At 59.1% G+C, this 12,655-nt stretch carries 10 protein-coding genes and 1 pseudogene; 1 reads left to right on the top strand and 10 read right to left on the bottom strand.

The window, feature by feature from the left end; all coding sequences use genetic code 11:
- Positions 1-92 precede the first annotated feature (92 nt).
- Positions 93-608 (top strand): cyclic pyranopterin monophosphate synthase MoaC, encoded by a 516-nt coding sequence (gene moaC / locus AC07PA_RS01020; protein WP_494603864.1) that lies wholly within the window; start codon positions 93-95, stop codon positions 606-608.
- Here moaC and AC07PA_RS01025 read toward each other — a convergent pair.
- The 10 genes and pseudogenes from AC07PA_RS01025 to AC07PA_RS01070 form a co-directional block, all read right to left on the bottom strand.
- A pseudogene (locus AC07PA_RS01025) lies at positions 608-1,217 on the bottom strand (integrase core domain-containing protein); the annotation flags it as partial. The gene moaC and the pseudogene AC07PA_RS01025 overlap by 1 nt on opposite strands.
- 220 nt (positions 1,218-1,437) lie before the next feature.
- Complete coding sequence (locus AC07PA_RS01030; protein ID WP_494603862.1) at positions 1,438-1,971, bottom strand: pilin; 534 nt, start codon at positions 1,969-1,971, stop codon at positions 1,438-1,440.
- 74 nt (positions 1,972-2,045) lie between these two features.
- The gene (locus tag AC07PA_RS01035) at positions 2,046-5,753 is read right to left on the bottom strand and encodes a phosphatase PAP2 family protein (protein WP_494603860.1); all 3,708 of its coding nucleotides are present in this window, start codon (positions 5,751-5,753) and stop codon (positions 2,046-2,048) included.
- Entirely contained in the window at positions 5,753-6,529 is a 777-nt protein-coding gene (locus AC07PA_RS01040; RefSeq protein ID WP_494603859.1) for a pilus assembly protein, read from the bottom strand. Before AC07PA_RS01040 ends, AC07PA_RS01035 begins: the two co-directional genes overlap by 1 nt.
- Positions 6,530-6,586: 57 nt before the next feature.
- Positions 6,587-7,114, bottom strand: a complete 528-nt coding sequence (locus AC07PA_RS01045) for a pilin (protein ID WP_494603857.1) — start codon at positions 7,112-7,114, stop codon at positions 6,587-6,589.
- Positions 7,115-7,212: 98 nt separating this feature from the next.
- Complete coding sequence (locus tag AC07PA_RS01050) at positions 7,213-7,740, bottom strand: pilin (protein WP_494603855.1); 528 nt, start codon at positions 7,738-7,740, stop codon at positions 7,213-7,215.
- 222 nt (positions 7,741-7,962) lie between these two features.
- Entirely contained in the window at positions 7,963-8,754 is a 792-nt protein-coding gene (locus AC07PA_RS01055; RefSeq protein ID WP_494603853.1) for an MBL fold metallo-hydrolase, read from the bottom strand.
- A 63-nt stretch (positions 8,755-8,817) separates the two neighbouring features.
- On the bottom strand, positions 8,818-11,079 hold the full coding sequence (locus AC07PA_RS01060; RefSeq protein WP_494603851.1) for a CHASE2 domain-containing protein: 2,262 nt from the start codon (positions 11,077-11,079) through the stop codon (positions 8,818-8,820).
- Between the two features lie 82 nt (positions 11,080-11,161).
- The gene (locus AC07PA_RS01065; RefSeq protein WP_007860725.1) at positions 11,162-11,818 is read right to left on the bottom strand and encodes an FHA domain-containing protein; all 657 of its coding nucleotides are present in this window, start codon (positions 11,816-11,818) and stop codon (positions 11,162-11,164) included.
- 41 nt (positions 11,819-11,859) lie between these two features.
- A complete protein-coding gene (locus AC07PA_RS01070; protein ID WP_494603849.1) occupies positions 11,860-12,648 on the bottom strand; it encodes a Stp1/IreP family PP2C-type Ser/Thr phosphatase in 789 nt (262 codons plus the stop codon).
- Positions 12,649-12,655: the final 7 nt, after the last annotated feature.

Consider the following 12,655-nt stretch of genomic DNA (forward strand, 5'->3'; position numbering starts at 1 on the left):
TGCCCTGACACTCCAGTGTTTCCCCGGCGATTCAACTGGTTACCAAGAAATTGCCAGCCCCCCGCCATAGCCGCCCCAGCAACCAGCTTCCCATGTCCAAGCCCGACCCCACCACCCCGCCAACCCTTACCCATTTCGACGCCCAGGGCCAGGCCCACATGGTGGACGTGGGCGCCAAACCCGCGACCCACCGCGTCGCCATCGCCACTGGCCGCATCGAGATGCAGCCAGCCACGCTGGCCATCATCGAGGCCGGCACCGCGAAGAAAGGCGACGTGCTGGGCATCGCACGGATTGCTGGCATCCAGGCCGCGAAGAAGACGAGTGATCTGATTCCACTGTGCCATCCACTGGCGCTGACAAGGGTGGCGGTGGAGTTTGAGGTGGCTGGCGTGCGGCATACCGGTGCGATCGGGATCGCCTGCACGGCCACGGTGGAGACCGTGGGCCCAACGGGTGTGGAGATGGAAGCGCTGACGGCCGTGCAGATCGCGTTGATGACGATTTACGACATGTGCAAGGCGGTGGATCGGGGAATGGTGGTAGAGGGAATCCGCGTGATTGACAAAAAAGGCGGTAAATCAGACTTTGAGAGTCTGAAGCTGTAGTTGTGAAGAGTCAACAGGTTGTTTCCTGTTGAATCGAGTTTGGCCATTGGCACCAGACCGCCAATACCACTGTGCGGCCGACAGTTGTATTGATGCTGCCAACTTGTCAAGCTCACCGTTCGCTCAGCTAAGTTCTGGTAGCTCCACCCATAGACCCACTCGCGCAGCGCCAATTGGATAAATCGCTCTGCTTTGCCATTGGCCTGGGGCCGGTAGGCCCGCGTGAAATTGTGCCGGATTGCCAAAGCTGTACAGGCAGCTGCACACTCGCGCGAGCGAAACGCCGCCCCCGTTGTCCGTCAGCAGCCGCTTGATGGTTGGTGGTGCCCAACCCCGCGCAGTAGGCCGCCGCAGTGCGCAGAAAATGCACCGCCTTGGCCTGATGACGACACTGAGCTTCTTGGTGTCGATGTGCAGGAGATCGCCTGGCGCCTCGTGTTCGTACCGCACCACCGGCTCGGCAGATACCAGATCGCTCAGACTGGACAAGTCGGCCTGACCAGCACGCGGGCCATGCACAGCTCCAGGATCAGCAAGGCCTTGGATGGATTCGATGGCACGGGGCGAGCTAGCGGGCCTGGAGGATGCATCGGCCAGAGCAACCTCACCCCTGACGGACAAGCGTAAGTCAGGCATGCCTATGAGTGTTCATTCGGTTGGTTGTTCTGAGTTGATTGGGTGCTTGGCGACTTCCAGTCTCTCAAACCCAATCCGGATGAACAACGGATACAACCTATTGAATCCTCACACCCAGTCCTCGAATTGCCAATGGCACGCGGAGCCGCAGGCCGCTGTCTTCGCCTCCGAGGCCAACTTCCTTCGAGAGCTATCAGCGGCACTCCGCAGGGGCAAATTTGGCGGGAAGAGTCCCCAGCGTTCTATTCGCCAGCCCACGCGCTGCAGATGTTGCATCGCTCACACTGGTGCATGCCCAGTCCATGGGCCCGCTGGCAGATGCGGCAGGCGTAGCCCCTTGCACATTGGGTGACAGTCTTATTGTCGTTGCATTCAGTGTAGTGGGAATGCCGTTGCCAGAATTGGCAGCAATTGTGAGCTCAATGGGCCACGGCGTAGCTCCGCCGACAATTTGAATGCTAGACAGATATTTGCTTGATCGTTGCGATGCTGGAACAGCGTTGAACGCAGCGGCCGCCGCATCCAAGCCAGCTATTCCGTTGGCCTGAAAGGCCTCGTTCAGCAGTTCCTTGCTGGGCGCTGATGCGATGAGAACTTCAGACACCTTGGCACGCACTGTGTAGTCTTGGTACGCGGGCAGCGCGATCGCAGCCAAGATACCGATGATCGCAACCACGATCATCAACTCGATCAACGTGAAGCCTGTTTGCCGGACACGGAATGCCATTTTTGGCTCCTTCCCAATAGTTTTGATTCTTATGCAACATTCATTCCAAGCTCGCCCACGCAATTTCACGGCTGTTATGGAGCAGGATACTTGGCGGTCAAGAGCCTCAGGATCATCGGCGCCGTATCGTAGTTGACCGCATTTCCCTTGGGCGTGGCATATTCAAGGTACAGATTATTGTCCGTTGATAAAAGCGAGCGCATGCTGGGATCCAGACTCGATAGCATGGCATCCACCTGAAGAGGCTCTGCGACTAGGCTTCTCTCCAAATCCTCCACGCTAATCGAGTTGTCCTGTAGGTTGCTTTTCAAAGCGGCCTTGTATGTGTCACTTGATTGGGCATTCGGACTGTTGGATGCAATGACAATACCCTGGCCACCACTCACGTAGAACCATACATAGCGAAATGACGAGCGCAAGGATTGCAATGCGTAGATGAAATCCAATGGCTGCATGTGATGCAGCTGTATCCACTGCTGCAACACCCCGTCGCCCTCAAGGCGCTTTGCTACCAGTTCGTAAAATTCCTTGTTGTACAAGTTGGCAGCACCGGCAAACCATATCGATGAAATCTCAATGCTGATCAGGTCGTACTTCTTGGATTGTGTCAGCAAGAAATTCCGACCATCCGTAAAATAAGTCGAGACTCCTGGCTTGGATGTCACGCCATGGTTGATGTTTTCAAAATGCCGATCTGCAAGACGCACCATATCCTCGGACAGTTCCGCGATGTCCAGAGACTTGAATCCATGCTCATGCACAACACGCGGCGTCATACCGGTCCCGTAGCCGATCACCAAGGCTGTGTTGCGACTTCCCGTGTGAAGCAACGGAAGCAAGGCAAATGATTTCTGGGCAACCATTTCCCCTTTTTCCGCATTATTGCCTTGGAATTTTCCGTTAGTCAGCAGCGTCAGCAGCCCATTGGGCCCTTTGTTCACCGTTGTCAACCCACCCTCGGTACTTTCCGCGTGGTCAATAACCGTTCCCCATTTCTGGGGGAAAAAGTACACATTCGACCCTTCAGACAACTTGTCCAAATCCCATTTGGAGGGAAACAGCAAAAGAAACGATGCCGCAAAGGCCATGGGAACCCAGCCGCCGAAGCGCAGCAGAGGTCGGATCGCATCGCCCTTGGCCGTCCACGTGTTTGCGCACATCATGGCAACGGCAGCCCCTAGGGCCATCAACGTGAGCACCAGAAGTGAGTTTCGCGATCCCAGCGCAGGCAGCAGCCAAAACCCAGCCACCAGCACGCCGGATATATTTCCCAGCGTGTTGATGCCACTGGCCTTTCCCAGGCCCGTGACTTCTTTTCCACCCCGGCCCAGCCAGTCCGTCGCAAGGCTCATGCACGCGGGGTAGCTCATTCCAATGAAGAAGGCCGATGGAATCATGGCTACGGCACAAACCAGCGCGCGAATCAACTCTCGGCCCCCGAAATTGATGTGAATGCCGAGCGATGAGTACGTACCAAAATAGGAAAAATACTCGGCTAGCGCATTCCATTGCAATGATGAAACAACGATGACAATCGCCAGCCCGCATTGGGCAGCAATCACGACATGTTGGCGACTGAGAAAGCCCATCAGCTTTTCACCCACCGCCGACCCCAGCCCCAGCCCCAGAAGAAACGTGGCCAGCATGAGGCCAAAGGCATAGACACTGTTGCCGGCAACCACGGCCAGCATGTGCATGAAAATGACTTCCAAGCCCATGGTCACGGCCCCGCCCAAAGCCAGAATAAAAACCGCAGTCAGGCCTACCAGTGACGAAACAGGCAATGTTTTTGTTGTCTTGGGTGCTGCTTCCACCGCGGGCCCTGCAGCAACCACGATCTGCTGGGTTTTGTTTTTCTCGATGGCATACAAGGCAATCAAGAGGCTGAGCAGGGCAGCGACGAATGTTGCACTGTTCTTCCCTACAGCAGGAATCAAGGCATAGCCCGCGAACATGGCGCCAAATGCCGCACCTACCACATTGGCGGCATAAAGAGGCGCAATCGCTCGTTCCGAGGCGATACCCAGTTGGCGCAATCGCGCAAACATGATGGGAAAAGTTGCACCCATCGCCAGTGTGGCAGGGCCCAATACCATCGCCCCCAACGTGAGCCGCAATGCGGTCAGTTCCGGCGCATCCGCGGGCCGATCCCATGCCAAATCGATGTAGATCTTTTGAATAAATTGAAAGAAGGTAGGCGTCAAAAGTGCGTATATGCCGATAAATGCCTCGCACAATGCATACAAACGCAACGGATTGGAGCTGCGCTCGGCCATGCGAGATCCACTCCACGCGCCCAGTGCCATGCCGCCCATGTAGGTGGCCAGTACCGTATTGGTCGCCAATGAGCTTGCACCGAAGGTCACCGCCAGCGCTTTGGCGAAAACCACCTCGTAGATCAGGCCTGCTACCCCGGAGGCAACGAATACCCCAATGATCCAATAGTTACCTTTCAGATCCGAAGGCAAGATGCTCAAGACGCGCTGATCATCTGGCACCGGGGAAGGTGTGGAGGCATCCAAGCGCCATACGGATTTAAGGTACGCTACCGCGACGGCAAGAAATACAAGAACGCTCCACAGCGCAAATCCCCGGACAAAGTTCAGGTTTGCCATCAGTATGGAACTCTGGAATTTGATGAGCAGCATCCAGCCGATAAACGTCAGCCCAGCGGCATACAGCGCTAGGCGCGCCCAAGAACCCTGGTCTTTGTATTTCTTCGGGGCGATCAACAAAACCGTCAACACCACGGAATATGGCAGCGCAACGACGAGGTCCAGCAGGTAGTGCTCTCCGAACCCCATGGTGGCGAACAGGGTGCCGACAACAAACAGAAGCGCGGCATAAAAATACACCTTGTTCTTCAGGGCTGCGCAGAGGAATGCAATCGTTACCGCACTGGTGAAATGCATAGAAGGCATCCCATTGCGCATGGCGGGCTGAATCGCCGTGACGACGGTAGGTATGTTGGCAAGCCCTTCCATGTGGTCGGGAAAGAGCTTGGGTCCAAATGCATACAGCGGGCCACTGAGTGGAACGAACGCATAGCAAAACATGGCGATGCCCAGCGCAAGAATGTAGACGCGCCAAGCATTCAAGGCATCGGCCTTGCCCTCTCGAACCACCAAAGCAATCAAAGGCAAGAAGACCCATCCCAATAGATCGTAGATAAAAGTCAGCAAACTCCTCAGGAATTCCGGACCCTGCGCCAATGCGGATGTCAGCTGGTTCGCGGGATGGCCAAATGCCCCATCGATGTGGTGAATAGGATAATCGTAAGTTCCAGGGAAAAGCGCGGGCGTTATCTCCAGGAAAGAAGCCACCCCGATGCCCAGCAGCAGATTGAGACCAAATATTGCAAAAAATAGCCGCTGCCAGTGTGTACTGCTGCCTTTTCGCAGGTATCCGTAGGCCGCAGCGCCAGTCAATGCAACGCCCAATGGCACACCCGCACTCATGAAGATATCAATCCATTTTGCATTGACACCAATGAAAACCAGATAGATGGAGAATGCGGCGCCTGCAAGAGCCAGCCCAGTCAATATCCTGGCACCGACCCGCAGCGCCCCCGAAATCAGGACGAACAGCGCAGGAAGAATTGTCAATATAGCGATTTGAAAAACGAGATCGAGCCACGTTTCCGCAGCCAGATACCGCCCAAACACTTTAAAACTTCCGATAAGAAAATAGTGCGACAGCTCGATAAATATTACCGCCGGGACAATAAGCCCCATCCATCGCTTGAGCAGCTGAATTGTGCTGTCGACATCCAAATTTTTCATCAGAATCCATCGCCCTTCATGAACATATCGACATAGCCTTTTTCATCCAGAATGGCTATCCAATCCTGCCTGGCAATCACCGGCAAAAATTTTATTTTATCCAAACTTCTTCTCTTGGAAACAGCATATTGCTCCAAGCCTGGTTGCAAGTTGGGGTATTTTTTCCCAAAATGGGTTAACACTCTGCCTTTTTCCAAAGATCTTTTGGCACTTGGCTCAGCGTAGGCAATATAAAACTCAGGCCGCTCTGCATAATCCCGGCCTCCCTGGACAGATTCGAACATGACCTTGTTTTTCTCTTCCACACTTTCGGGGTCACGAATTCCCACCACCAGGGGCCGGTGCCAGATGCTTGTGCGCAGCTCCTCGGGCAGTGCCGCGAGGGTCGCCTGGTCAAGACCGTTGATATCGGCCTGCGTCACCACCTTGAGGCGATCAATTTCTGCAACCAAGTACACCGGCCGAGCTTGCCAGACTGCCGTGACGCCGTACACCATGGCGCCTATCTGGATCACTAGTATCAGAGTCAGGTCAATCAACAGCAATTTTGTGGATTTGCTCTTGGTGTAGAGCAACAATGTCAACACAGGCCCGCACACCAGATCGACCCCGATGAGCAGCAAGAACAGATTGCGGCCACCGGAAAATTCGTCGTAGGGATAGGGGTACCAAATCCAGAAAATAACGAACGCAATCATGCACGCGATCAGCGCGCCCAGGGCCAGATGAACGGCCGCTACGGGAAAACTCTGGCGTAAACGGACAGGTATTTGCATGTTCCAACACAGAAAAAAAAAGAGCACCGAAGCGCTCTTTTTTGAGAACCCGTTAGATCAACGGCATTCGGACGGAGCGTACTTGGCAGGCAGCGTACCCACGCCGCGATTAGCCAGTGCACGCGAAGATGCCGTGGAATTGGTCAAGCTTGCGCATGCCCAGTCGATCGCACCTTGCACGGAATCGGTAGGCACCGCGCCTTGAACGTTGGGGCTGAACACGAGGGTGTTGCCGTTCAGGGAAGTGGGGATACCGTTGCCGGACGTGGCAGCGATGGTCACCGTGATGGGCCATGGGGTAGCAGTGCTCATGGTAACGTCCGACACGAACTTAGAACTTTTGGTCGACACCGTGGCCGCATTGAAAGCCGTAGCGAATGCTGTCAGACCAGCAACGCTGTCCGTCTGGAAGGCTTCGCTTGCGCCGCCCTTGACGGAAGAACCGGCGATCACGGCTTCAGACACTTTGGCACGCACGGTGTAGTCCTGATACGCGGGCAGTGCCACGGCAGCCAGGATACCGATGATCGCCACAACGATCATCAATTCGATCAGAGTAAAACCCTTTTGTGCAAAACGCTTCATATATCACCCCTCAGAGATTAGTTGTAATTACAAACTGCAGGAAATTCTTTGGCTGCATTGAAAAGAGCACCGAAGTGCCCTTTTCAGAGCCCGTCAGATTAACGGCATTCGGACGGAGCGTACTTGGCAGGCAGCGTACCCACGCCGCGATTAGCCAGTGCACGCGAAGATGCCGTGGAATTGGTCAAGCTTGCGCATGCCCAGTCGATCGCACCTTGCACGGAATCGGTAGGCACCGCGCCTTGAACGTTGGGGCTGAACACGAGGGTGTTGCCGTTCAGGGAAGTGGGGATACCGTTGCCGGACGTGGCAGCGATGGTCACCGTGATGGGCCATGGGGTAGCAGCGCTCATGGCAACGTTCGACACGAACTTGGAAGTCTTGGTCGAGATCGCGGCTGCATTGAACGCCGTCGCGAATGCTGTCAGACCAGCAACACTGTCCGTCTGGAAGGCTTCGCTGGCGCCGCCCTTGACGGAGGAACCGGCGATCACGGCTTCAGACACCTTGGCACGCACGGTGTAGTCCTGGTATGCGGGCAGTGCCACGGCAGCCAGGATACCGATGATCGCCACAACGATCATCAATTCGATCAGGGTGAAACCCTTTTGTGCAAAACGCTTCATAAGTCACTCCTCGGAGGTCAATTGCAATTGGTACCTGCAGAAAATTCTCCAGGCTGGCTCAACATCAGCAGGTTCCGTGCCACCCTGCCAACCCTGTGGCATCGTCCCTGAACCCCTCCCCCAAATGGGTCAATTGTCCTTGAAGTGTTTCCCGGTGCTCCTCAGGAGGCCCGCCGCGACATTTTTGTCGTGCCACGAACGTCACCAACTGCAACACAGTGGTCAGAACACGAACTCGTCCCCGGCCTTGAGCCAATAAATGTCATGCGGAGCGGCGCCCAGCGGCCCTGCGCTTTGGTCGAAGCGGCGGATCTCCTCCATGATGAGTTCGGTCTCTGAGGGCTTGGTGTGGGTGATGTAGATGGGGCAGCGCTTGCCAGGGGTCAGTTGCGCCAGTTCCTGGGCCAGGGTGTGGGGTGACAGGTGCAGGCTGCGCTGGGCCAGGGAGGTTTCGCGGTTGCTGAAGGCCGTCTCGATGACGAGCATGGCGACGGGCAGGGAGTTGACGCGCGTCCAGAAATCCGGGTTGCGGCCAGTGTCACCGCTGAACACCCACCATCCCGTGCTGCCGGCCACTGCGTAGCCCACGGCTGGCACCGTGTGCACGGCGGGCAGGACCTCCAGGTGCATGCCTTCGACCTGTAGACGTTCGCCCACCGCGATGGTCTGGTACTGCAGGAAGGGCTGGTCAGACGTGGGGATGCTGCTGAAATCCGGCCAGATGACGTTGTTGAACACATGCGCCTGCAGGGCGGCGATGGTGCCGGGCAGCGCATGGACCTGCACCGGGCTGCTGCGCAGGGAAGAGACCGCATCGAGCATCAACGGCAGCGCCGCGATATGGTCCAGGTGCGAATGCGTGAGGAACACGTGGTCGATGCGGCGCATTTCGTCCAGTGTCAGGTCGCCCACCCCCGTCCCAGCATCGATGAGGATGTTGTCGTTGACCAGGAACGAGGTGGTCCGGCAGTCTTTGGCAATGGCCCCGGAGCACCCCAGTACGCGAACCTTCATGTCATGCAGTCCTGTTTGCTGTCGTCTCTTGGTTTTTTGTCGGTGCAGGTTGCGGCCATTGTCCTACTTGGTGTCGAACTGGGTGGCACCGTCCCAATCCGGCTGGAAGGGTAACACCCGCAGGGCCTGAATGCGGCCCGCATACAGCGAATACAGGATGTTTCCAGGTTCCGATGCGTGCAAATTCCGCAAAAGCAGGGCAGATGCATCCCATTCCTGGGCCCGGTAGGCGCCAAGGAACTGGTGCCACAGGGCCAGTTGCTGCTCCCGCTCGGGCGACAGCGGCTCGGCCACCGTGCCCACGGGCGTGTAGATGGCGACGGCCTGGGCCTTGCCCTTGACGCGCACCCGGTCCAGTTCCTGCCAGATGAAGCCCGGGGCCATGGCCCGCGTGCTGTCGCTGACCACCATGGTCACGCCATAGGTCTTGGACAGCCCCTCCAGCCGGGAGCCCAGGTTCACCGCATCGCCGATCACGGTGTAGCTGCGCCGGATGTTCGAGCCCATGTCGCCCACGCACATGGTGCCGGTGTTCAGGCCGATGCCCACGCCGATCTCCGGCAGCCCCTTGCGGCGGTGCTCCTCGTTGAGCTGGGCAACCGCCCGGGTCATGTCCAGCGCCGCCGCCACGGCGGACTCGGCGTGCCCGGGTGTGGCCACGGGAGCCCCCCAGAAGGCCATCACACAGTCCCCCATGTACTTGTCGATGGTGCCCTGGCGACGGCCGCGGATGATCTGGGTCAGGCGGCTGAACACGCCATTGAGCAGGGCCTGCAGTTGCAGGGGCTCCATGCGCTCGGACAATGCCGTGAAGCCGCGCATGTCGCAGAACATCACCGTCAGCTCCTGGTTGATGGCATCCATGGTGTAGCGCTCAGGCTCCTTGAGCATCTCATCCACCAACTCCGGGGGCACATAGGTGCCGAACAGGGCGGCAAGCTCCCGCTTGGAGCGGCTCTCCACAAAGTACCCATAGACCATGTTCAGCGTGAAAGCGGACAGCGCCAGCACCAGGGCCGTCGCCAGAGGCATCACCAGGCCATGCGACTGGTACAGCCAGAGGTTCAGCCCCACCAGCCCGGCAAACACCCCGGCGCTGAGCAGCACGGCCCAGCCCGCCGTCAGCAAGGGCAATGAGAATGCCAGCAGCAGCCCTGTCACCACCAACTGCAGCACATCGAAATCGGGGGCGTAGTCCGGTTGGAGCACGTTCGCGCCGTCCAGGAAGGCGGACAGCAGATTGGCATGCGTCTCCACACCAGGGTAGGTGCGCCCCACGGGTGTCACCCGCAGGTCGACCAGGCCTGGCGCCGTGGACCCCACCAACACCAGCTGGCCTTTCAGGCTGCCCTGCGGCAAGCGCCCTTCCAGCACGTCGCTGGCGGAGATGTAGCGAAACGAGCCGCCGGCAACGTCACCCGGCCCGCGGTAGGGCACCAGGGTTGCCAGATTGGGATCGACCGGCAAGCGGATCCCGCGCTGGCCTTGGCGCAACAGGATGCCCTGCAACACGTCGTGGTCGAATTCCGACGAGGCATAGAGGGGCTCCACGTCCTTCACCCCCGTCGCCACACGCAGCATCGCCAAAGCCAGCGACTCGTAGTAGCGGCCCTGGAACTCGGCCAGCAGCGGCAGGGAGCGCACGACCCCATCGGGATCGGTGATGGAATTGAAAAACCCCGCCGCAGGCGCCGCCTGTGCCAGCACCCCGATATTGCTGCCATGGCCCTGCCAAGAGGTGGCCCTCAAGGGCTTGCCACGCAGCCGGTCCAGGGGCAGGGCAGGCTCGGGCAGGACGCCCCGGGCCTGTCCGTCCCGGTCGCTCGTGAAATAGTAGCCCAGCACCACGGGCCGACCCTGCAGCGACTGGGCAAACAAGGCGTCGTAGTCCAGCTCCGGTGACAGCCGTGCCAGCTGTTCGGCAAAACCGGGATTCCCATTCAGCGGGCCCTGCGCCAGCCGCTGCAGGCTGGCCAGGCCCGAACTGCCGTCGGGCTCGGCAAAGACCACGTCGAAGCCGAGCACGGACACCTGTTGGCGCTCCAGCAACTCGCCCGCGAAGCGGGCCATCTTGTCGCGGCCCCAGGGCCACTGCCCGATGCGTTCCAGGCTGCGCTCGTCGATGTCGACGATGGTGATGCGCTCGTCCGTCGTCCCCGGCATGGTGGCGCGCAGGCGGGTGTCGTAGATGATGTTTTCCAGCCGCTCGAGCACCTGCAGGTGCAGGACTCCGCCCACGTGCAGCAGGGCGAACAGCAGTGGCAACAGGGTGACGGCGATGCGGCGCCAGCGGCGCGTCAACCAGGAGCCAGTCCGTGGCCGCATCAGAATGGCTCAGTGTGGTGGCGCCCGGCGCGGGGCAGACAGGGGGCCGAGCCAGGCTAGCGGCACGGCGCGCCCCCGTCCGTCAGGTCTGCTCGAACTGCATCTCGGTGCCGGCCAGCTCCAGCTTGTCGCCGTGCTTGAGCGGTACCGGCGACAAGCCGATGGCCGAGCCGTTGAGCAGCGGCATGTCCGGGCCTTCCACATGCGCCAGCACGAAACCGTGGTGGCGCTTGGTGATCGAGGCCACGGCCACGCCCGGCTTGCCGATGGTGGTCACCACCTTGAGCAGCGAGACCTCGCGCCCGGCGGCGGCGCCGGACATCACCTTGATCACGGCCGTGATCGGTGCGGGCGCGGGCGCTGCCGGCAGACCGGCAGGGCGCGACGCCGTGCCCAGCGGCGGCACCATGCCGGGCTTGAAGATCATGGTCTTCTCGAAGTTCTCGCCCTCGGCCTCGTGCAGGAAGCGGATCTTGTACTTGCCCACTTCCACCGTATCGCCATTGCGCAGTTCCTGGCGCTTGACGGCCTTGGCATTCACATAGGTGCCATTGGTGCTACCCAGGTCCTCGATCTCGACGTCATGCCCGACCATGTGGAAGATCGCGTGCTCGCCGCTCACCGCCAGGTTGTCGATCACGATATCGTTGTACGGCCTGCGTCCAAGGGTGGTGCGGTCCTTGGTCAACTGAACTTCCTTGATGACGACGCCGTCGATCGAAACGATCATTCTGGGCATGATCCACTCCTGATTTGAGATTTGTTATGGGGTCGGCACCGTCAGGCAGCGCCCAGCAGGCGGGACATGAGGCCGCGTTTCTTGCCCCCCGCGCCAGCCTGTACCAGCAGTACGCTAACGTTATCACGACCACCGTGTGCATTGGCGGTATCAATAAGCAATGTGGTTTTTTCCTCCAGCGGGAGGGCTGCACGCACCATCTCCGCCAGATCGGCATCCGACACCATGTCCGTGAGCCCGTCCGAGCACATCAGGAACAGGTCGTGCGGCGCCACCTGGAATTCATTGACTTCCATGAGCACGTTGGGCTCCACGCCCAGGGCGCGGGTGACCAGGTTGCGGTTGGAAGAGATCGCCGCCTGGTGCGGCGTGAGGATGCCGGCATCCACCTGTTCCTGCAGCCAGGAGTGGTCGCGCGTGATCTGCTGCAGCACCCCGCCACGCAGGCGGTAGCAGCGTGAATCTCCGATGTGCCCCAGGATCAGCCGTGATCCCTGGAAGATGCCAGCCACCAGCGTGGTGCCCATGCCGGCATACTGGGGGTTCGACAGCGATGCCCCCAGAATGGCGTGATTGGCGTTTTCCACGCAGATTTCCAGCGCCCGGCGCACATCCGTCGACTGTGGCGTGCTTCCAGCCTGGGCCAGCCAGCGGGCCATTTCCGTGCGGATGAAGGTCGTGGCCATGCCGCTGGCCACTTCACCCGCGTTGTAGCCCCCCATGCCATCGGCCAGGATGGCCAGCTGGGCATCCCGGTCGATCGCGACGGCGTCTTCATTGTTGCTGCGCACCCGCCCCCGATCGGTGCGCGCAAAAAAATCGTAATTCATGGATAAA

The organism is Acidovorax sp. GW821-FHT09B03 (genome assembly GCF_059418305.1).

What these genes read in the sequence shown, in the direction of transcription:
- moaC (WP_494603864.1), top strand. Translation starts at nt 93, where the DNA reads ATGTCCAAGCCCGACCCCACCACCCCGCCAACCCTTACCCATTTCGAC.
- AC07PA_RS01030 (WP_494603862.1), bottom strand. Translation starts at nt 1,971, where the DNA reads ATGGCATTCCGTGTCCGGCAAACAGGCTTCACGTTGATCGAGTTGATG.
- AC07PA_RS01035 (WP_494603860.1), bottom strand. Translation starts at nt 5,753, where the DNA reads ATGAAAAATTTGGATGTCGACAGCACAATTCAGCTGCTCAAGCGATGG.
- AC07PA_RS01040 (WP_494603859.1), bottom strand. Translation starts at nt 6,529, where the DNA reads ATGCAAATACCTGTCCGTTTACGCCAGAGTTTTCCCGTAGCGGCCGTT.
- AC07PA_RS01045 (WP_494603857.1), bottom strand. Translation starts at nt 7,114, where the DNA reads ATGAAGCGTTTTGCACAAAAGGGTTTTACTCTGATCGAATTGATGATC.
- AC07PA_RS01050 (WP_494603855.1), bottom strand. Translation starts at nt 7,740, where the DNA reads ATGAAGCGTTTTGCACAAAAGGGTTTCACCCTGATCGAATTGATGATC.
- AC07PA_RS01055 (WP_494603853.1), bottom strand. Translation starts at nt 8,754, where the DNA reads ATGAAGGTTCGCGTACTGGGGTGCTCCGGGGCCATTGCCAAAGACTGC.
- AC07PA_RS01060 (WP_494603851.1), bottom strand. Translation starts at nt 11,079, where the DNA reads ATGCGGCCACGGACTGGCTCCTGGTTGACGCGCCGCTGGCGCCGCATC.
- AC07PA_RS01065 (WP_007860725.1), bottom strand. Translation starts at nt 11,818, where the DNA reads ATGCCCAGAATGATCGTTTCGATCGACGGCGTCGTCATCAAGGAAGTT.
- AC07PA_RS01070 (WP_494603849.1), bottom strand. Translation starts at nt 12,648, where the DNA reads ATGAATTACGATTTTTTTGCGCGCACCGATCGGGGGCGGGTGCGCAGC.